Raw genomic sequence first — 20,387 nt, 5'->3', positions numbered from 1 at the left:
GAGGGCCGGGGCAGGGGGTGTCACTTGATGCGCTGGCCTGGCTTGGCGCCGCTGTCCGGGCTCAGCAGGTAGATTTCTTCACCGCCAGGGCCGGCAGCCATGACCATGCCCTCGGATACGCCAAAACGCATTTTCCGGGGCTTGAGGTTGGCGACCATCATGGTCAGGCGGCCTTCCAGTTTGGACGGGTCGGGGTAGGCCGACTTGATGCCGGAGAACACGTTGCGGCGCTCGTCACCGATGTCCAGGGTGAGTTGCAGCAGTTTGTCGGCGCCCGGCACGGCTTCGGCTTTGACGATCAGCGCCACGCGCAGGTCGACGGCAGCGAAGGTGTCGAACTCGATTTCTGCCGACAGCGGGTCCTTGGTCAGCTCGCCGTTGCCGGCCGGGGCCTTGGCTTCGGCAGCCAGCAGGTCTTCCTTGCTGGCGGCGACCATGGCTTCGACCTTGGCCGGTTCGATGCGGCTCATCAAGGCCTTGAACGGGTTCAGTTTATGGTTTTCCAGGCGCGACAGGTGGTCGCTCCAGGCCAGCGGGGCAACGTTGAGGAACGCCTCGGCGTCTGCTGCCAGCACCGGCAGTACCGGCTTGAGGAAGATCACCAGCTGGCGGAACAGGTTGATGCCCTGGGCACAAATGGCCTGCACTTCATCCTGTTTGCCTTCCTGCTTGGCCAGCGACCACGGTGCCTTGTCGGCGATCCAGGCGTTGGCGCGGTCGGCCAGTGCCATGATTTCACGCATGGCGCGGCCAAAGTCACGGCCTTCATAGGCTTCGGCGATGGACGGAGCGGCAGCCAGGAAGGCTTCGGTCAGCTCAGGCGCGGCATCACCGCTTACCATCACGCCTTCGTTGCCTTTGTGGATGAAGCCGGCGCAGCGGCTGGCAATGTTCACGACCTTGCCCACCAGGTCGGAGTTGACCTTCTGCACGAAGTCTTCCAGGTTCAGGTCCAGATCGTCGACGCCACGCCCCAGCTTGGCTGCGTAGTAGTAACGCAGGTATTCCGGCTGCAGGTGATCGAGGTAGGTACGGGCCTTGATGAAGGTGCCGCGCGATTTCGACATCTTCGCGCCGTTGACGGTCAGGTAGCCATGCACATTGACGGCAGTCGGCTTGCGGAAACCGGCACCTTCGAGCATGGCTGGCCAGAACAGGGCGTGGAAGTTGACGATGTCCTTGCCGATGAAGTGGTACAGCTCGGCCTTGGAGCCTTCGTTCCAGAACGCATCGAAGTCGAGTTCCGGGCGGCGTGCACAAAGGTTCTTGAAGCTGGCCATGTAGCCGATTGGCGCGTCCAGCCACACGTAGAAGTATTTACCCGGTTCACCGGGGATTTCGAAGCCGAAGTACGGCGCATCGCGGGAGATGTCCCACTCTTGCAAGCCGGAGTCCAGCCATTCGGCCAGTTTGTTGGCTACCGCGTCCTGCAGGGTGCCGCTGCGGGTCCACTGCTGCAGCATGGCCTGGAAGTCTGGCAGTTTGAAGAAGAAGTGCTGGGAGTCACGCAGCACCGGGGTGGCCCCGGAGATCGCCGATTTGGGGTTCTTCAGCTCGGTAGGCGCGTAGGTGGCACCGCATTTTTCGCAGTTGTCGCCGTACTGGTCTTCCGCCGCGCACTTGGGGCAGGTGCCCTTGATGAAACGGTCGGCCAGGAACATGCCCTTTTCCGGGTCGAAGTACTGGGTTACCGAACGGGTGGCGATGTGCCCGGCTTCACGCAGGCGCGTGTAGATCAGGCCCGACAGCTCGCGGTTCTCTTCGCTGTGGGTAGAGTGGAAGTTGTCGAAATCCACCAGGAAATCGGCGAAGTCGCTACTGTGCTCGGCCTGGACGTTGGCGATCAGTTGCTCCGGGGTGATGCCTTCCTTCTCGGCGCGCAGCATGATGGCCGAGCCGTGGGCGTCGTCGGCGCAGACATAGATGCACTGGTTGCCACGCATTTTCTGGAAGCGGACCCACATGTCTGTCTGGATGTACTCGAGCATATGGCCTAGATGGATGGATCCATTGGCATAGGGCAGGGCGCTGGTGACGAGAATCTGACGTGGCTCGGACATGGTGGCTCGGCTACTTATCTGGCTACGGGGTAAAAATTAAGGGTGATCGGCCACTATAAAGGGCTGGCGAAGATATTTCACCCCGCATGCGCATCTACTGACGATTGACGGGTTAGGATAGGCGCCTGTTTCACATTCAGTTTGCCAATGGGAGTCTCCATGAGTGCCGTCACCCGTGCCGCCGTCGAAGGCGTGCTTCGCCAGTACACCGACCCCTACCTGAACCAGGATCCGGTCAGCGCCGGTTGCGTGCGCGCCATCGACATCCAGGGCGGGCAGGTCAGCGTGCAATTGCAGCTGGGCTATGCCGCCGCTTTGTTCAAGAATGGTTGGGCCCAGGTATTGCAGACGGCCATCGGCAACCTTGAGGGCGTCAGCAGCGCCCAGGTATCGATCGACTGCGTGGTCGCCGCTCACAAGGCCCAGGCCCAGGTGCCGGCCATGGCCAACGTCAAGAACATCATCGCCGTGGCCTCGGGCAAGGGCGGTGTGGGCAAGTCGACCACTGCGGCCAACCTGGCGCTGGCGCTGGCCCGCGAAGGCGCACGGGTGGGTATTCTCGATGCCGATATCTACGGCCCTAGCCAAGGGGTGATGTTCGGTATTGCCGAAGGCACCCGCCCGCAGATTCGCGAGCAGAAGTGGTTTGTGCCGATCAAGGCCCATGGCGTGGAGGTCATGTCCATGGCCTTCCTCACCGACGACAACACACCGATGGTCTGGCGCGGCCCGATGGTTTCCGGTGCGCTGCTGCAACTGGTCACCCAGACCGCCTGGAATGACCTGGATTACCTGGTCATCGACATGCCGCCGGGTACCGGCGACATTCAGCTGACCTTGGCGCAGAAAGTGCCGGTGGCGGGCTCGGTGATCGTCACCACGCCGCAGGACCTGGCGTTGCTGGATGCCAAGAAGGGTGTGGAGATGTTCCGCAAGGTCAACATCCCGGTGCTGGGCGTGGTCGAGAACATGGCCGTGCACATCTGTTCGAATTGCGGCCATGCCGAGCATCTGTTCGGCGAAGGCGGCGGTGAGAAACTGGCCAGCCAGTATGGCGTTGACCTGCTGGCGTCGTTGCCATTGTCGATGTTGATCCGCGAACAGGCCGACAGCGGCAAGCCGACGGCGATTGCCGAGCCGGAAAGTCAGATTGCCATGGTCTACCAGGAGCTGGCCCGCCAGGTGGGTGCGCGGATTGTGCTGCAAGAGGCGGCGGCGCCGGCGATGCCGAGCATTACCATCAGCGAAGACTGACCTGAAACCGAGTTGCCTGCTTCGCGGGTAACTCGGTTTTTCAGGCAGGCATAAAAAAACCCGCCAGAAGGCGGGTTTTTTTGAAAGCTAGAAGCTAGATCGACTTAGGCGATTTGAACTTCTTCAGCCTGCATGCCTTTCTGGCCGCGGGTAGCGACGAAAGTAACAGCCTGGCCTTCTTTCAGGGTTTTGAAGCCGTCAGCTTGGATGGCTTTGAAGTGCACGAACAGGTCGTCGCCCGACTGAGGGGTGATGAAGCCGTAGCCTTTCTCATCGTTGAACCACTTAACAACACCGGATTGACGGTTGGACATTTTTCTGTCTCCTTGGACAATTTGATAACGGTCAGGAAAAACCCTGCCCGGGACTGAGCGCAAAGAGAGCAGAAAATTCAGCGATGGGCCGATCAGGATCGTGCATCAAACTAGAGATTCTCGGTGTCACGTGCAGCACAGTGGCGCCACCTTACCCCACTTTCCGCAACCTGCCAATGGTCAGAAGGCGCTTTAAGCAAATTCGGATCGACGGCGGCTGCAGCCCCCGCCCGGCGCGGGATGAGGCATAGAACTTTAACCTGGGCGCCGGGACCGGTAAGATGCGCGTCACGATTTTCACCACGCAACTCTTCAGGACACCCCCGCCATGAGCATAAAATCGGACAAGTGGATTCGCCGCATGGCGCAGGAACACGGCATGATCGAACCGTTCGTCGAGCGCCAGGTGCGCGGCGAACAAGACAGCCGGGTGATCTCCTTTGGCGTCTCCAGCTATGGCTACGATGTCCGCTGCGCCGACGAATTCAAGGTGTTTACCAACATCAACTCGGCTACCGTCGACCCGAAAAACTTCGATGCCGGCAGCTTCGTCGACATCAAGAGCGACGTGTGCATCATCCCGCCAAACTCTTTTGCCTTGGCGCGCACCGTCGAATACTTCCGCATTCCGCGTGACGTGCTGACCATTTGCCTGGGCAAGAGCACCTACGCCCGTTGCGGCATCATCGTCAACGTCACCCCGCTCGAGCCCGAGTGGGAAGGCCACGTGACGCTGGAGTTCTCCAACACCACCACGCTGCCGGCGAAGATCTACGCCAACGAAGGCGTGGCACAGATGCTGTTCCTTCAGTCTGACGAAGAATGCGAAGTGTCCTACAAGGACCGTGGCGGCAAATACCAGGGCCAGCGCGGCGTCACCCTGCCGCGTACCTGAGCCGACAAGCGCGGGGAATTACTCGCGCCTTTGGCACTCCAACAAAGTAACGCCGGTGCGCATGATGTGCATCGGCTTTCGTCAGGAGCAGCCAATGAAACTCCATCCCGCAATCAGTGCCAAGCTGGCAGGCCTGCAGCCCAACCACGTGGGGTTGTTGCCCTGGTCATTGCTGGCGCACCCGCTGCCCATGCAGGCGGGGGGCGTGCCCCATCAGCCTGACCCCGATACCCCGCGGCCCCCAGAGCCTGGCGAGAGGCCACCCATGGAGCCGGGCGAGCCGACCTTGCCGGATGAGCCGCCGCCAGTACCTGTCGCCTGAGCGCCGTTACAGCGGCCAGACGCGCCCGGCACCAGCCAGGTATACCCGGCTGGTGCCGGATGGCGCGATCTTCCAGCCGCCGGTGAACTCGCCGAATGCCGGCAGCAGGCTGACGTGAGCGTCGATCAGGAAGCACGGCAGTCGCAGGCGCTGGCGGGCCGTGCCGCGTAGCACAAAGACCGGGTGCACATGGCCGGCCAGCACTGGGTAAGCCGGGTGAGGTGCTGGTTCGTGTTGGAGCGCGAAAGGTTCCAGTATCCAGGGCTCGTCCTTGACCTCAATGCGAAGCGATGCAGGTGGATCGCCTGCGTTACGATCATGATTACCGCGTATCAGTACAATGTTCAGGTGCGCGTGGCGCTGCCGCCACGCATGCAGCCTGGCCAGCGTTGCTGGCGCCCGGGCAGTGCGTGCATGCAGGAAGTCCCCGAGGACGATCAGCTGGTCGCAGTCATGGGCTGCCAGCAAGGCATCCAGCCGGGTGAGCGTTGCGTCTGTGGTGCCTCGCGGCACAGGCTGGTGCAGGGCACGATAGCTGGCAGCCTTGCCGATGTGTACGTCGGCCACCAGCAATGCTCGGCGGCTGGGCCAATAGATGGCCTTGTCGGCAAGCAGCCAGAGCACCTGGCCTGCGTGTTCGATGGGCTGGTGACTCATGCCTTGCCTGCCGCTTGTTCCAGTTCTGCAACCATTCGCGCAATCCGGTCTGCCAGCTTCTCGGTGCTCAGCGTCTCGCGCATGCCCTCTACCAGTAAAGCGAAGGCCAGCGGCCCCGGTCGCTTCAATACCTGCAGGTCCAGCTTCAGGCTGGCCATTTTCAGCAATTGCCGACGCAGCCGCTCGATCTCCAGCTCCTCGCCCAGCACTTCGTCCCGTGCCTGGCCGAGTAGCAGGTTACCGGCGTCATGCTTGCGAAATACTTCATAGAACAACCCGCTGGATGCCTGGATCTGTCGAGTGCTCTTCTGTGCCGCTGGGTACCCGCCAAACACCAGCCCGGCAATCTGGGCAATTTCGCGAAAACGCCGCAGTGCCATTTCCCCTGCATTCAGGCTGGCCAGCACATCTTCCAGCAAGTGCTCGGTACCCAGCGCTTTTGGCAGGTGCGTTGTCCAGTCCACCGGTGCAGGGCTGAGCAGTTCGAACCCGTAGTCGTTGACGGCAATCGATACCGACAGCGGTTGTACGCGGCTGACCCGCCAGGCAATCAGGTTGGCCAGGCCCAGGTTGGCCAGGCGCCCGGCAAAGGGGTACAAGAACACGTGCCAGCCCTGGCGGGACTTGAAAGTCTCGGCCAGCAGCGTGCCGGTGGTTGGCAACGCCGACCACTGTGCCTGCAACGCCAGCAGCGGGCGCACGGTTCGCATCTCCGGGCCGTCAAAGCGGCCATGGGCCGCAGAATCGAGCTGCTCGACCAGGGCATCGGCCAGTTCGCTCGATAGTGGCATGCGCCCACCGTTCCAGCGTGCCACCGCAGCCTTGCGTGCGGTGCTGCGGCGCACATAGGCGGTCATGTTTTCCACGCGTACCAGTTCCAGCACCCGCCCGGCAAACACGAGCGTGTCGCCGGGACGCAGGCGGGCGATGAACGCTTCTTCGACACTGCCCAGCGTCTTGCCTCCGCCGCCCTTGCTCCAGTATTTCAGTTGCAGGTTGGCGTCGCTGACGATGGTGCCGATGCTCATGCGGTGGCGCCGTGCCAGGCGTTCGCTGGCAACCCGGTAAACGCCGTCGGGCTGGGGCTCGACGCGCTGGTAATCCGGGTAGGCGGAAAGTGAACTGCCACCGTGGCAGACGAAGTCCAGCGCCCACTGCCACTGGCTGTCGCGCAACGTGCGGAAGGCCCAGGTGCTGCGCACTTCGGCCAGTAGCTGCTTGGGTCGAAAGCCACTGCCCAAGGCCATGCTGACCAGGTGCTGCACCAGCACGTCCATGCACAGTTGCGGCGAGCAGCGGGCTTCGATGTGCCCGGCCATCAGTGCTTGTCGGGCTGCAGCTGCCTCCACCAGTTCCAGGCTGTGGGTAGGTACCAGGGTGATTCGCGAGCGCCGCCCCGGTGCGTGCCCGGAGCGCCCGGCCCGTTGCATGAGGCGGGCGATGCCTTTGGCCGAGCCGATTTGCAGCACCCGTTCCACGGGTAGAAAGTCCACGCCAAGGTCAAGGCTGGACGTGCAGATCACCGCTTTCAGGCTGCCCTGCTTGAGGCTACGTTCCACCCAGTCGCGGGTATCGCGGGCCAGCGAGGCATGGTGCAGGGCGATCAGCCCGGCCCAGTCAGGGCGGGCTTCAAGCAGGGCCTGGTACTAGAGCTCGGCCTGGGCGCGGGTGTTGGTGAACACCAGGCAACTGGCACTGGCCTCGATTTCCCGGCTGACCTGGTCGAGCATCTTCAGGCCCATGTGCCCGGCCCAGGGGAAGCGATCGATCGCTGTTGGCAGCAAGGTGTCGACTTGCAGCGCCTTGTCCTGTCGGCCCTGTACCAGCAGGCCGCCTTGCGGCAGCAGAACGTCCAGCGCATGTTGCAGGTTGCCCAGGGTGGCGGAGAGGCCCCAGGTCGGCAGGCCTGCATGCCAGTGGCGCAGGTGGGCCAGGGCCAGCTGCAGTTGTACCCCGCGCTTGTTACCCAGCAGTTCGTGCCATTCATCCACCACCACCAGCCGCAGGGTGGCGAAATCTTCGCGGGCCTGCGCGCGCGTCAGCAGCAGCGTCAGGCTCTCGGGTGTGGTGACCAGCACACTTGGCAGGCGCCGAGCCTGTCGGGCTCGTTCGGCGCTGCCTGTGTCACCGCTGCGTACCCCAACGCTCCACGGCAGCGCCAGTTCATCCACGGGCACCTGCAGGGCGCGTGCGGTGTCGGCAGCCAGGGCGCGCATGGGCGTCACCCACACCACCTGCAATGGCGCCGGTTGGCTGCCTTGGGGCTGGGGCTTGAACGCACGAAGCGCGGCGAGCCACACGGCGTAGGTTTTGCCGGCACCGGTACTGGCGTGCAGCAGGCCGGATTCGCCGCGTGCCACAGCAGCCCAAACGCGGCGCTGGAAAGCGAATGGCTTCCAGCCACGCCTGGCAAACCAGGCATTGGCAAGGTCGGTGGCAGCGGGCATGAGGCGAGTGGTCCTTCGAAGGCTGTGCTTCTACAGACCGCCCGCCAGGTGCAATGGTTTTACCGAATCAGTTGCCCAGCAGGTAGCCACTGCGACATACCTGCTCGCCAGCAACATGGGCGATGACCATACCAGAAGTGGCCATGCGCCTTACGCTGCGGGCATATAGCAGGCCCGGTTGGCTGTTGCGCACTGCCGTTACCCGATCACTGAGCGGGTCGATGACTTCGGCAATCAACTGCCCGGCTTCCAGGTACTGTCCGGGTTTGGCGTGATACACCAGCAACCCGCCCAGTGGCGTCACTACCGGTTCGACAGCAGCCAGCGGCGTGGCCGGGCTGGGCAAGGGTGGCAGGGCAGGGCTGGCGCCTTCGATAACGCCCGCGTGGGTAAGGAAGTCGAGTATCGCCTGGCAGTCTTTGCTGGCCAGGTCATGGCTGACATCGGCCTGGCCGCGCAGTTCTACAGTTACCGAGCAGCAGCCCAGCGGGATCGGGAAGCGCTTGCCGAAGCGTTGCTGCAACTGCCACCAGACCAGGCTGAAGCACTCATCGAACGACTGCCCGCCCGAGTCGGTGGCCAGCAGGCTGGCCTGGGCGCCCAGGTAGCGGGCCAGCGGCTCGATGTGTGGCCAGGCATCGGGTGTGGTGTACAGGTGTTCGACCGCCTCGAAGTCGCAGTGCAGGTCCAGCACCATGTCGGCATCGCAGGCCAGGCGCTGCAGGATCAGGCGCTGGGCTTGCAGCGGTGTGCGGGCCGGGTGCGCGTCCAGCCCACGACGCAGGTATTCGCGGATCAGCTCGACGTTGTGCGCCGGGTTCTGGGTAAGGTGTTCTTCTATCTGGTCGCCGATGCTGTCCGACAGGTCGACGAAGTTGCGGTTGAAGTTCTCGCCGCTTTGCAGCTCGAAGCGCCCCAGCGGTGCATCCAGCAGCACTTGCTCTAGGCCGACCGGGTTGGCCACCGGCACCAGGATGATCTCGCGCTGCAGGCGGCCTTGTTCTTCCAGTGCTGTCAGGCAGCGCTTGAGGTGCCATGCCACCAGCATGCCGGGCAGTTCGTCGGCATGCAGGGAGGCCTGGATATAGACTTTGCCGCCACTGCGAGGGCCGAAGTGGAAGCTGTGCAACTGGCGGGTGATGCCCGGAACGGGTGAGAGCAGGTCGTGGGTTGAATGGTGCATGGTGGTCCTGGATGCGTGGCGAATACGGTCTGCGACACAGGTCGGCACACTGATAGAAGCATAGTTTTCAGCGTTGCGCCTCAATGGAGTCGCCACCTTTTCAGGCCAGCAGTGCCTGCAAGGTGGCCAGGTCATCGGCCTCTTCCACCGGCTTGTCCAGCCGCCAGCGCAGCATGCGCGGAAAGCGCACGGCAATACCGCTCTTGTGGCGCCTGGACAAGGCAATGCCTTCGAAGCCCAGTTCGAACACCAGCGTAGGCGTTACGCTGCGTACCGGGCCGAAGGTTTCCACCGTGGTCTTGCGGATAATGGCATCGACCTTGCGCATTTCTTCGTCACTGAGCCCCGAATAGGCTTTGGCAAAGGGTACCAATGCTCGCCCCGGGGTGCCGGCCGGTGCGTCCCATACGGCGAAGGTGTAGTCGCTGTACAGGCTTGCACGCCGGCCGTGGCCGCGTTGGGCATAGATCAGCACGGCATCGACGCTGAACGGGTCGATCTTCCACTTCCACCAAGTACCCATATCCTTGGTACGCCCCACGCCGTAAAGGGCCTCGCGCTGCTTGAGCATCAGGCCCTCGACACCCAGGCTGCGCGACTGTTCGCGCTGGTGGGCAAGGTCGGCCCAGTCCGGGCCTGTCAGCAGCGGCGACAGCAGCACGGGGGCAAGCGGGTGCGCATCGACCAAGCGTTCCAGTTGGCTGCGGCGCTCGTGCTGCGGCCGGTTGCGCCAGTCTTCGCCTTGCCACTCCAGCAGGTCGTAGGCCTGCAACACCACCGGCGCGTCGGTCAGCAATTTCTTGCCCAGCGTTTTGCGCCCCAGGCGCTGCTGTAGCAGGGCAAAAGGCTGCACGGCCAGTTCAGCCCCCGTATCACCTGGTTTCCAGACCAGAATCTCGCCGTCGAGCACCACGCCATCGGGGAGCGTCTGCGCCAGGGTGTGCAGTTCGGGGAAGCGCTCGGTCACCAACTCTTCGCCGCGCGACCACACCCACAGCTGGCCCTCGCGCTTGACCACCTGGGCGCGAATGCCGTCCCACTTCCACTCGATTTGCCAGTTGCCTGGCGGCCCGAGCAGGGTATCGAACTGATCGGTAGAGGCTTGTAGCGGGTGGGCCAGGAAGAATGGGTAGGGCTGGCCGCCGCGCTGGCGATGCTCATCGGCGGACTCCGGGGCGATCAGCTTCTGGTAGCTGGCTGCGGTAGGGCGATGGCCAATGTCGGTGTAACCGACCAGGCGCTGGGCCACGCGCTTGGCGTCCAGCCCGGCCAGTTGCGCCAGGGCGCGGGTGACCAGCAACTTCGATACGCCCACGCGAAAACTGCCGGTGATCAGCTTCAGGCACAGCATCAGGCTGGGGCGATCCAGCTGCGCCCAGAGCGGCTGCAGGCGCTGCTGCACCTGCTCAGGCGGTAGCCCGCGCAGGGGCAGCAAATGCTGCTCCACCCAGGTGGCAAGGCCTTCATCGCTGCCATCGGCGTGTATGGGTAGCAACAGCGAAATGGTTTCGGCCAGGTCACCCACTGCCTGATAGCTTTCTTCGAAGAGCCAGTCCGGCAACCCGGCCTGAGCCGTTGCCTGTGCGCGCAACACGCGAGTGGGCACCAGCTGGCGCGGGCGCCCGCCGGCCAGAAAGTACACGGCCCAGGCGGCATCCTCGGCGGGGGCATTGGCGAAATAGTCGCGCAGGGCCTCAAGTTTGGCGTTGCTGGACGTGGTCGCATCCAGGCGCAGGTACAACGTGGCGAAGGCTTTCATGGTGTGGGTTCGGCCGTGACGACGTCGTCTTCGTCGCCGTATTCGGTGGCGAAGGCGCGGGCATCGAGGCCTTGTTCGTTGAGGTAGCGCACCAGCACGTTGACCGAGCCGTGGGTGACCATCACCCGTTCGGCGCCGGTCTGGCCGATTGCCCACAGCAGGCCGGGCCAGTCGGCATGGTCCGAGAGGACGAAGCCCCGGTCCACACCGCGCCGCCGGCGGGTGCCGCGCAGCAGCATCCAGCCACTGGCGAAGGCATCGCTGTACTCGCCGAAGCGGCGCATCCAGCTACTGCCGCTGGCCGACGGGGGGGCCAGGACCAGCGCTTGGCGCAGCAGTGGGTCGTTGCGCGGTATATCCCCGGCGTAGAGGGTTTTGGGCAGGTGGATACCGGCGTCCCGGTACACCCGGTTGAGCGGCTCGACGGCGCCATGTACAAGGATTGACCCGATGCTGGCGTCCAGCCCATGCAAAATCCGCTGGGCCTTGCCGAAGGCATAGCAGAACAGCACGCTGGCCTTGCCCTGGTTGCTGTTGGCCCGCCACCAGGCGTTTATGTCGGCAAAGACCTCAGCCTGGCTGGGCCAGCGATAAATGGGCAGGCCGAACGTCGACTCGGTGATGAAGGTGTGGCACGGCACGGGTTCGAAAGGCGTACAGGTGCCATCGGGCTCTACCTTGTAGTCACCGGACGCGACCCAGACTTCACCTTGGTACTCCAGGCGCACCTGTGCCGAACCCAGCACGTGCCCGGCCGGGTGCAGGCTCAGGGTCACCCCATGGTGAAGCAGGCGCTCACCGTAGGGCAGGGTCTGCAAATCGATGCCCTGGCCCAACCGACTACGCAGAATGCCTGCACCTGGGCTGGCGGTCAGATAATGGCCATTGCCGGTACGTGCATGGTCACCGTGGCCATGGGTGATCACGGCGCGGTCCACGGGCCGCCAAGGGTCGATGTAGAAATCACCGGGCGGGCAGTAGAGGCCTTCGGGGCGGGCGATGACAAGGTCCATGGCGCGGGCGCTGGTTTGGAGTTACCAGTTATGAGCCATGCAGGAGGAAGGAAGTTCGACCGGAAATGGCTGGGGCTGCAATGCAGCCCCAAAACAGGCGATGCCCGTTATTTGCCAGGTACCAGCGTGAGCCGCTGGCTGCCATACGCCCGCCCGAAGTTCTGCTGCTGCAGCGGCAGGCTCATGAACCGGCCTTTGAACCAGGCATCCAGCCCGTCGCTGTAGTGCGTGCTTGCCGGGTTACCGGACTGGCCGCTGCTGGTCAGCACCTGCAAGGGTTCGGCCTGGCCGAAGTCGACGATCATCCGCGCCGAGGCCGGCAGGCGGGTGTCGAAGTCGCTGCCCCAGGCGTATGGCGTCAGGGCCAGGGTGGTGAAGTCGCCACCTGCAGCCAGCGGTGAGCGGCTGATGGCTTCGCCCAGGCCATGGTAGGCCGGTGCTGGCCAGCGGTACTGGTGCAGCTTGCCCCATTGCCAGGCGCGGCGGTCGGCGCCCAGTTGCGCGATCCCGGCGTCCATTGCTCCCGCCAGGCTGCGGGCGAGAATGGCAGGCTTGTCTTCTTTTTGTGGGGTGTTGCGGTCATCCCAGAACGGGCTGTCGTCGCGGCCCAGCAGGTGATCGGCCTGGGCCGAGAACGACAAGCGGGCATTGCTCACGAACGCCTGCCAGGCCGGGCCGGATTCCGGACCCAGGTCGTCGAGGAAGGTTTGCCGCGTTACCTCCTGCAGAAACAGCTCGTACAGCGCTGCATCCGCCGACACCGGGCTCAGGCGGCCATCGAAGGCCTTGAGACGGGCCAGCGTGTCGCGGGCTTTGTCCCGTTGGGCGGCGGGCAGGGCATCAATCGCCTGCTTCAAGGGCTGGGCCATGCCGGGGGCGTCGAACATCTGCTTGAGCTTGTCGGCCAGCAGGGTTACCTGGTCGTTCTGCAGGGCCATCAGGCTGCGGCTGTCGTGACGGCCATTGCCGGCCAACTGGGCCAGGCGTTCGGCGCGTTCGGGGTAGTACCAGGTGCTGGACAGCTGCATGCCGTAGCCGCGCGGCAGGCTGCGCTGGTTGGCGTGGCCGATCCAGCCAGCGGTGGGGTCCTGGTCGTACGGGTGCAGCATCGGGTCGGCATAGCCGTCCCAGTCGTAGCGCCCGTCCCAGCCCGGCGAGGGCAGCAGGCCCTGGCCTTCGCGGCGGTTGGGGTAGCGGCCACTGACTTGCCAGCCGATGTGCTCCGGCTCGGCGAAGACAAAGTTGAGGGCCGCAGCGGTCACTTCGCGGGTGCTGTCGAAGGCGCGTTCCACATTCCTGGCCCGGGTCAGGTCGAACAGCGCATCCAGGCTGCGGTCGCCCTTGAACTGCGGCAGGTTCAGCGCCAGGCCCAGGCTGGCGTTGTCTGGCTGGGACAGCAGGGTGCCGTGGCGGGTGTCATACATCACCTCGCGCAGCGGGCGCTGGCCTCGGATGAAGAACGTTTCGCTACGGGCGCGGGCCGGCAGCCATTTGCCGTCGGCCAGGTAGCTCAGCTGGCTGCCTTGACGACGCAGTTGTTCCAGGAACAGGTCTTGGTTGTCGGCCATCACGGCGCTGCTGCTCCAGGCCAGTTTGCCGTTGTAACCGGCCAGCACGATCGGCAAACCCGGCAACGACAGGCCGGCAACCTGGTATTTGCTGGTGTGGATCTGTATCGGGCTAAGGGCCCAGGCAGCGCGGCTGTCGCTGGCCAGCAGGCTCTTGCCACTGCGGCTGCGCTGCGGGGCCAGGGCCAGGTTGGCCGAGCCCGGGCTGCCGAGCAGGTCGAGGTCGGCCAGTTTCTGGCTGGCGGCTGCCAGCGCTGGCAGGCCAGGCAGCTGACTGGCCAGGTTCAGGCCCTTGAGCTTGTCCACCTCGCCTTCGGCCAATGGCTCGTCCGGGGCGCCTGGCAGCAGCCAGGCCAGCTTGTCGCTGCCGGCTTTCTGCGCCAGGGTCAGGGCACTCAATTCTTCCTGCAGGTTCACTGATTGGCTGAACGCGTACAGGTTGAAGATCAGCGCCGAGTCTTCGGGCTTCCAGTATTCCGGGCGATAGCCACTGCTGGCCAGGCCGGCCGGCAGCTTGTCGCGATAGCGGAACAGGTAGGCGTTGACCCCGCGTGCGTACACTTCGAAAAAGCGCTTGAGCCGTGGCGAGGCGTCGGCGTACTGCTGGGCGGCGCTTTGCTTGAGGTTGGCCGCGCGCATCAGGCGGTCGATGTCCAGCGCTTCGCTGCCGGCCAGTTCGGCCAGGCGGCCTTGGGCCAGCAGGCGCATGGCGACCATCTGCTCGATGCGGTCTCCGGCATGCACATAGCCCAGGCTGAAGAGCGCATCATGGAAGCTGCTGCTTTCGATCAGTGGCGCACCCATGGCATTGCGGCGTACTGAAACATTCTGCGCCAGGCCCTTGAGCGGTTGCACGCCACGGGTCGGTGGCACGCTGTCCTGGTAGCCGCCCGTCTGGCAGCCGGCCAGCCCGAGCATGCCGAGCAGCGTGGCAGCGGTTGCGAACCGCGGGCGGAAGGGAGGAAAGGCGGGGGCGGCCATGACAAGGGCTCCTGCAAGGCGTGGCGGGTTTCGAAAGGCGCTAAGGTAGTAAGCGCGCAGGCGCCATGCAAGGTCCCAGGTCGGTTTATTTGCCAGCGCTGCCTCAAACGTTGAAGTGGTCTGCCAACGTCTCGGAAAAGTGCGTGCAATTGATGCGGGCATAGCGCCGGTAGTCACGGGTAACGGCGAACGCCGAGCCGGGCATCAGCAGGATCTTGTTTTGTTCCAGTTTGCGCACCAGCGGTTGCAGGTCTGGCAGGTCCGGGTGGTAGACCCAGAGGAACATCCCCCCTTGCGGTGCGATTTCAAACTGCCAGCCTCGCTCGATCAGAAGCCGCTGGGTCTGGACCTGCTGCCTGATCAGGCGCTGCTGCACATCATTCATGTGCCGGGCATAGGTGCCATCCGACAATATGGTGTTGACAAAGCGTTCGCAAAACGCCGGTACGGCAACACAGGTCAGCAGTTTCAGGCGTGTCAGCGGTTCGATCAGGTCTTGGGAGCAGGCGATGAAACCCACGCGCAGCGATGCTGACAGGCATTTGGAGAAACTGCCGATGTAGATAACCCGGTCAAGGTTGTCCAGTTCGGCAAAGGTCTGGCGTACGGCCGGGCTGAAGTCGCCATACACATCGTCCTCGACCACGAAGAACTCGTGCTCTACCGCCAGGCGCAGGACGCTGAAGGCGTTGTGCGGGCTGATGTTGCTGCCGGTCGGGTTGTGGAAGGTGCTGTTGCAGAAAAATGCCTTGACCTTGTGCCTGGCCAAGTAGGTTTTCATCTCTTCCACGTCCGGCCCGTCCTGGGTTCGCCGTATGCCGACAACGTGCCCGCCCGCCAGCTGGATCAGCTTGATCAGGTTGCCGTTACCCGGCTCGTCGACGAAAACGTGGTCGCCTGGCTTGATCAGCAGCCGCGCAACCAGGTCCAGGCCTTGTGTAGCGCCCAGTGTGGTCAGCAACTGGTTGGGGCGAACATCGACACGGGTCAGCCGTTTCATGTGTACGCACAGCTGTTTGCGCATGGGCAAGTAGCCCTGGATGTCGCCGTATTCGGCCAGCGAACTTTGCTCCAGCCGCGCCGTGCGGCGAATGGCCTTGGCCAGCAGCTCGGTGTCACGCCAGGCGGGGGGGAGCCAGCCGCTGCCCAGCTTGGTGTAGTGCTGGCCACCTTGCAGCAGCTTGAAGAGCGGGTCGCCCGCCATGCAGTCGGGCTCGTGGATCACACTGGTTTGCCGTGACCGGGTCGCGACGAAGTAGCCCCTGCCCGGTGAAGCCGTCAACACACCTTCGCTGACCAGCTGGGCGTAGGCCGAAACAACGTCGTGGTAACTGAAGTCGACCGCAGCCGTCAGTTTCCGGATGGAGGGCATGCGCTGCCCGGGCAGCCACTCCCCTGCATCCAGGCGTTGTCTTAACTGGTGATGAAGGCTGCTGGCGTTCATGGCAGGTCTCAAACCGTTAGAAAAAAAAGCCTAACAGTTAACGGAAATGCTTGTCGACTGTTCGTTTTCAAATGGCCAGTACATGCCACTATTCCCTTGTCGGAAGTGTTGGTTGCCCGCAAAGGCAACACCTTAAGCGTCTGTTCAACCAGACAACTGGATATCGAGCCCATGCACTCTATGGATATGCAATCAGCCGTCATTGCCAGGCTACCTGTGCCTGATGAACCGGAAACATTCAAGGTTGTAAGGAACCTTGTTACATCGGCGCTGTTGGAGTGTTGTTCAGTTGAAGAATTCGAAGCGTTAAAAGAAACTTCGGTTATTCAGTGTGTCACCGAACAAGCCCATGCCGATTTGCAGGCCTTTGCCCTGAAAGATCCGGCAGCTGGCCGCGACCTGGTATTCATTGCAAGAACGTACACCTCTTATTCTGCCGTTCTGCATTATCGGCTCGCCCATTGGATCTACACCAATACCGCTGCTGCCTATGGTGCCGGCGGTCAATGCCTGGCGGCCATGATCTCCAGGCGCGGCAAAATGCTCTCCGGGGCGGAGATCCACTTCCGCAGCCGTATTGGCGCGCGCTTCATCATCGATCACGGCATGGGCACCGTCATAGGCGAAACCTCGACCATTGGTGACGATTGCTACGTGCTGGGCGGCGTCACCCTGGGCGCCCGTGGTATCAGCGGCAACCCTTCAAGTCCCAGGCACCCGACCTTGGGCAACCGGGTACAAATCGGCGCGTTCGCCAGTGTGCTGGGCGCTATCCATGTGGGTGACGGCGCATTTATCGGGCCGGGCTGCATTATTACCAAAGATGTTCCCGCTGCTGCCCGGGTACAGGTTAAAACATCATTGCAGGTGGTACTGGAATCATGAGCGCTCTGAACTATGAAGTGTTACGCAATACCGAAAAGCTGTATTACAAAGACCAGTACCTGGCCGGCGTTGATACGCAAGTAGCACGCGTGCACAGTGATGGCATTGAATTGCAGAGTACCGTGGCTTACCCGGAAGGTGGCGGCCAGGAAGCGGACTTCGGCACCATTGAATTACCGGTGGGAACTGTGCGGTTTGTCTGGGTGAAAAAACTGTATGGCAGCCCGATTCGCCTCGAAGGTTTCAAGGGCGGGAAACTGGGCGGCATCATTATTCACAGCCTGCACCCTGATGACCTGCACTTGCTGGATGACGTCACGCCAGGCATGCCGGCCCGCATCACCATCGATATCGAACGGCGCGAACGGCTGACGCTGTCTCACAGTGCCAGTCACTTTCTGTATGCCGCTGCTATCGGGCTGCGTGAAGAGCTGCAGCAATGGACCATCGGCTGCCACATCAAAGAGGATTCGGCACGTTTCGACTTCCTGGTCGAGGACGCTTTCACGGCCGAAGAGGTGGATGAAATAGAGCGGCGGGCCAACGAACTGATCGGCTGCGATGCACCCATCGAGCACTACGCGGTCGAGGGCCTGGAAGACGCACGTTTGTGGACCTACAACGGCATCGAAATTCCGTGCGGTGGCACACACCTCGATTCACCAGGGCGTATCGGGCGCCTGAGCGTCAGGCGCAAACGCCTGGGCAAAGGTAAGGAACGGCTGATCTGCGCGTTCCCCGATGCCGAAATCGACCTGTCCACCTACCACGGGCACGCACTATGAACAGCACGTTACCGCGGCGCACGTACCTCTATTTCACCGCACAGTCGATCAACCTGACCACCGCGGTCATGTCCGTGACCATGGCCGCCATTGTCGGCGCGGCGCTGGCGCCTGATGCCGCGTGGTCCACGGTGCCGTACGGGTTTCAGTTTCTGAGCCTGATGCTGGCAACCTACCCGGTCTCCAGGCTGATGAGCCGCATCGGCCGCAAGAAGGCTTTCATGCTGGGCGCGATTCCTTTGGCATTGTCGGGCGTCAGCGGCTTTCTGGCTGTGGAGCACCAGCATTTTGCAACCCTGGTCCTTAGCCATTCTGCGTTGGGTGTGTATATCGCCTTCGCCAACTTCAACCGCTTCGCGGCCACCGACAATCTGTCTCAGGCCCTGAAACCCAAAGCCCTTTCCCTGGTTGTGGCGGGGGGCGTCATCGCCGCGGTGGTCGGGCCGACGCTTACCGAGTGGCTGCGAGATGTGGGCGGCTATCCACTGTTTTCGCTCTGTTATGCCGCGTTTGTCGGCCTGGCGCTGCTGTCACTGCTGATTGCCCTTTGCCTGCCAGACGATGGCGGTGTGACCACCACGGTCAACGGCGCCGCCCAGTCGGCCCGCCCACGCACCGAGCCGTTAAGCCCGAGTGTGGTGGTAGCAATGGGCGTTGCTGCACTGAGCTACGGGATCATGAACCTGCTGATGATCCAGGCCTCGATGCACATGAAGCACATGCACGAGGACTTCTCGGACGTACGCCTGGCGATCCAGTGGCATGTGATTGCCATGTTTGCTCCGTCGTTCTTCACCGGTGCGATCATCCAGCGGTTGGGTATCAGGACCACCATTTGCGCGGGCCTGGCCCTGCTGATCGGCTGCTCGGCCCTGAATATCTGGTCGCACAGCTACGCCATGATGACCCTGGCACTGATTGCCCTCGGGCTGGGTTGGAACCTGACGTATGTAGGCGGCGGCGCCTTGCTGGCCCAGTCGCTGCAGAACAGCCCGGCAGCGATGCAGATGCAGGGCAAGAACGACCTGGCCATTGCCATCTTCGCCACCCTCGGCGCGTTCAGCCCTTCGCTGTTGCTGAGCACGGTCGGCTGGGATGGCACCAACGCCATCTGCATGGCCCTGTGCATCGGGCTGCTGGTTGCCACTGCCGGCCTGCTGCAGAACAAGGCCTGCCTGCATATTTCAATGGAAGGTAGCCGCAAATGAGCGAGCTCATCAGTGTCAGCGATCGCATCTACACCAAGCTGGAAATGAACAACCCGGGGGGAAGCCACAAATACCGGGCGGCCCGGCGCATCGTCGAGCATGCCGTAAGCAACGGCGACATCATTCCCGGTGTGACAACCGTCATCGAGAAAACCGGTGGCAGTTTCGGCTTCGGCTTGCTGGCGGCCTGTCACAAGTACCAGGTCGCGGTGGAGCTGGCGGTCGGGCTGAGCTTCAGCCAGACCAAGCGGGATCTGCTCGAGTGTTTCGGTGCCCGGCTGATCGGCAAGGAAATGCTGATGGCCGGTGCCACCCCCAAGGATGTGGTCATGCACCACCTGGATAACCAGGTCGCGTTGGGCAAGTCATACTTCTACACCGACCAGTTCAACAACCCGGTGGGTATCGAGGCCCACCGTTACCAGACGGCCAGCGAGCTGGCCGTGCAACTGACCAACGCTGGGGCAGGGCGGGAAGTCCTGTTTGTTGGCTGTGCGGGTACGGGTGCAAGCTTCACGGGCATTACGCTGGGGCTGAAAGATCACGGTTTCGAGGTGTCGACGGTGTTGGTCGACCCCTGTGGGTGTGACTCAAGGACAGGTGTGTTTGCCGACCATCGCTTCGAAGGCATGGCGGTGGGGGTTTGCCCGCCCTTCATGGACTGGTCGCTGGTGGACGAGCGGGCCCAGGTACAACACGCAGAGATGCTGGCTGCGCAGCGCTGGTTCTACATGCAAAGTGGCATTTTCGTGGGCAATACCGCTGCCGCCTGCCTGGCTGTTGCTCAGCGCATGGCCCAGCATCCGCGGTATGCCAGGACCACTGTGGTGACCATCGCCTATGACGCCGGCCTGTGGTACCAGGACCTGCTGGGGGCGACCCGGCGCAAGGCCGCATAGGCCAAGGCCCTCAGCAGGGGGCAACGTCAGATCAGGCGCCGTGGCACTTCTTGAACTTCTTCTCGCTACCGCATGGGCACGGGTCGTTACGGCCAACGTCCTTCAGGGCGTTACGTACCGGCTCCTGGTGGCCGTGGTTGCAGTGCGGGCCGTGAACATGGCCATGGTCATGGTGGTGATCATGGTCGTGGTTGCAGTCAGGGCCATGAACGTGGGGTTGCTGGGACATTGCAGGGTTACTCCGGGATGTTATCGCCGGGGATTATCTCACCACTGCGCGATAAGTGCAGGTCCCGCTGGATAAGCAGCCCGGTCGCTAGTTCGCCCTGCAGGGTGTAGTGCAGCGGTTGCTTGCTTCTGAGCAGCTTGGCCAGCGGCTTGAGGTGCTGCCATAGGTTGGTACGCGCGGTGATCTTGAAGGTACGCTGGGCATGCCCGCCCACGCTGCGCCATACGCTGGTTTCATCCTGCACCAGCAGCAGGTCGTTCAGGCGCACGGCATACGACAGGTTGCGGATGAACAGACGGCTGTCATTGGGGTTGTCGACTTGCAGGTGCAGCACGAACTCCTGTTCCAGCAACCTGGCCTTGACCGTTTCGACTTCGACCAGGCGCACCTCGGGTTCGCGCCAGTCTTCACCGCCCCAACTGCTGCAGCCCGCCAGCCATGCCATCAGTGTACCGAGCAGCAGCAGACGGGCGCGGGCGTTCAT

The 20,387-nt window shown here is 63.0% G+C and carries 17 protein-coding genes and 1 pseudogene; 7 read left to right on the top strand and 11 right to left on the bottom strand.

What is annotated here, in order from left to right:
- Positions 1-20 precede the first annotated feature (20 nt).
- Complete coding sequence (gene metG / locus ACF8MI_RS11985; protein ID WP_060497871.1) at positions 21-2,060, bottom strand: methionine--tRNA ligase; 2,040 nt, start codon at positions 2,058-2,060, stop codon at positions 21-23.
- Positions 2,061-2,219: 159 nt separating this feature from the next.
- Here metG and apbC point away from each other — a divergent pair, with 159 nt between their 5' ends.
- Positions 2,220-3,314, top strand: coding sequence for an iron-sulfur cluster carrier protein ApbC (gene apbC, locus ACF8MI_RS11980; RefSeq protein WP_060497870.1), 1,095 nt, complete (start codon positions 2,220-2,222; stop codon positions 3,312-3,314).
- A gap of 104 nt (positions 3,315-3,418) precedes the next feature.
- On the opposite strand, the gene ACF8MI_RS11975 is transcribed toward apbC, so the two are convergent.
- On the bottom strand, positions 3,419-3,628 hold the full coding sequence (locus tag ACF8MI_RS11975) for a cold-shock protein (protein WP_003254922.1): 210 nt from the start codon (positions 3,626-3,628) through the stop codon (positions 3,419-3,421).
- A 328-nt stretch (positions 3,629-3,956) separates the two neighbouring features.
- Between ACF8MI_RS11975 and dcd the strand changes: the two genes are divergently transcribed.
- Together dcd and ACF8MI_RS11965 are read left to right on the top strand one after the other, a co-directional pair.
- Positions 3,957-4,523: a dCTP deaminase gene (gene dcd, locus ACF8MI_RS11970; protein WP_003258001.1), complete on the top strand. Its 567-nt coding sequence runs from the start codon at positions 3,957-3,959 to the stop codon at positions 4,521-4,523.
- 94 nt (positions 4,524-4,617) lie between these two features.
- Positions 4,618-4,845, top strand: coding sequence for a hypothetical protein (locus tag ACF8MI_RS11965; RefSeq protein WP_200929141.1), 228 nt, complete (start codon positions 4,618-4,620; stop codon positions 4,843-4,845).
- 6 nt (positions 4,846-4,851) lie between these two features.
- Here the strand turns inward: ACF8MI_RS11965 and pdeM are convergent, their stop codons facing one another.
- From pdeM to ACF8MI_RS11930, 7 genes and pseudogenes are all read right to left on the bottom strand, one after another.
- Positions 4,852-5,502 (bottom strand): ligase-associated DNA damage response endonuclease PdeM, encoded by a 651-nt coding sequence (pdeM, locus tag ACF8MI_RS11960; RefSeq protein WP_060497868.1) that lies wholly within the window; start codon positions 5,500-5,502, stop codon positions 4,852-4,854.
- Positions 5,499-7,949 (bottom strand): annotated as a pseudogene (locus tag ACF8MI_RS11955) (ligase-associated DNA damage response DEXH box helicase). The gene pdeM and the pseudogene ACF8MI_RS11955 overlap by 4 nt, the downstream one beginning before the upstream one ends.
- Before the next feature lie 67 nt (positions 7,950-8,016).
- Positions 8,017-9,132, bottom strand: a complete 1,116-nt coding sequence (locus tag ACF8MI_RS11950; RefSeq protein ID WP_060497866.1) for a succinylglutamate desuccinylase/aspartoacylase family protein — start codon at positions 9,130-9,132, stop codon at positions 8,017-8,019.
- A 100-nt stretch (positions 9,133-9,232) separates the two neighbouring features.
- Positions 9,233-10,891, bottom strand: a complete 1,659-nt coding sequence (locus ACF8MI_RS11945) for an ATP-dependent DNA ligase (protein ID WP_200929142.1) — start codon at positions 10,889-10,891, stop codon at positions 9,233-9,235.
- Positions 10,888-11,904, bottom strand: coding sequence for a ligase-associated DNA damage response exonuclease (locus tag ACF8MI_RS11940; RefSeq protein WP_060497864.1), 1,017 nt, complete (start codon positions 11,902-11,904; stop codon positions 10,888-10,890). The genes ACF8MI_RS11945 and ACF8MI_RS11940 overlap by 4 nt, the downstream gene beginning before the upstream one ends.
- Positions 11,905-12,011: 107 nt before the next feature.
- Positions 12,012-14,453: a penicillin acylase family protein gene (locus tag ACF8MI_RS11935; protein WP_164524175.1), complete on the bottom strand. Its 2,442-nt coding sequence runs from the start codon at positions 14,451-14,453 to the stop codon at positions 12,012-12,014.
- 103 nt (positions 14,454-14,556) lie between these two features.
- Positions 14,557-15,897 carry a PLP-dependent aminotransferase family protein gene (locus ACF8MI_RS11930; protein WP_060497862.1) on the bottom strand — a complete coding sequence of 447 codons (1,341 nt, stop codon included), beginning with the start codon at positions 15,895-15,897 and terminating at the stop codon, positions 14,557-14,559.
- Between the two features lie 171 nt (positions 15,898-16,068).
- Here ACF8MI_RS11930 and ACF8MI_RS11925 point away from each other — a divergent pair, with 171 nt between their 5' ends.
- The 4 genes from ACF8MI_RS11925 to ACF8MI_RS11910 are packed head-to-tail and all read left to right on the top strand — an operon-like array spanning position 16,069 to position 19,674.
- Complete coding sequence (locus tag ACF8MI_RS11925) at positions 16,069-16,782, top strand: serine O-acetyltransferase (protein WP_060497861.1); 714 nt, start codon at positions 16,069-16,071, stop codon at positions 16,780-16,782.
- Positions 16,779-17,567 (top strand): alanyl-tRNA editing protein, encoded by a 789-nt coding sequence (locus tag ACF8MI_RS11920; protein ID WP_060497860.1) that lies wholly within the window; start codon positions 16,779-16,781, stop codon positions 17,565-17,567. Before ACF8MI_RS11925 ends, ACF8MI_RS11920 begins: the two co-directional genes overlap by 4 nt.
- Positions 17,564-18,775, top strand: coding sequence for an MFS transporter (locus ACF8MI_RS11915; RefSeq protein ID WP_104833314.1), 1,212 nt, complete (start codon positions 17,564-17,566; stop codon positions 18,773-18,775). Before ACF8MI_RS11920 ends, ACF8MI_RS11915 begins: the two co-directional genes overlap by 4 nt.
- A complete protein-coding gene (locus ACF8MI_RS11910; RefSeq protein ID WP_200929143.1) occupies positions 18,772-19,674 on the top strand; it encodes a pyridoxal-phosphate dependent enzyme in 903 nt (300 codons plus the stop codon). The genes ACF8MI_RS11915 and ACF8MI_RS11910 overlap by 4 nt, the downstream gene beginning before the upstream one ends.
- 31 nt (positions 19,675-19,705) lie before the next feature.
- Here ACF8MI_RS11910 and ACF8MI_RS11905 read toward each other — a convergent pair whose 3' ends face one another.
- Positions 19,706-19,903: an SEC-C metal-binding domain-containing protein gene (locus tag ACF8MI_RS11905; protein WP_009684590.1), complete on the bottom strand. Its 198-nt coding sequence runs from the start codon at positions 19,901-19,903 to the stop codon at positions 19,706-19,708.
- Positions 19,904-19,910: 7 nt separating this feature from the next.
- Positions 19,911-20,387: an LEA type 2 family protein gene (locus ACF8MI_RS11900; protein ID WP_060497857.1), complete on the bottom strand. Its 477-nt coding sequence runs from the start codon at positions 20,385-20,387 to the stop codon at positions 19,911-19,913.

Origin of the sequence: Pseudomonas sp. yb_9, from assembly GCF_043103635.1 — a bacterium.
Classification (GTDB): Bacteria; Pseudomonadota; Gammaproteobacteria; order Pseudomonadales; family Pseudomonadaceae; genus Aquipseudomonas; species Aquipseudomonas monteilii.
The sequence above is the reverse complement of the archived record's forward strand: the minus strand, read 5'-3'. Positions and strand labels throughout refer to the sequence as shown.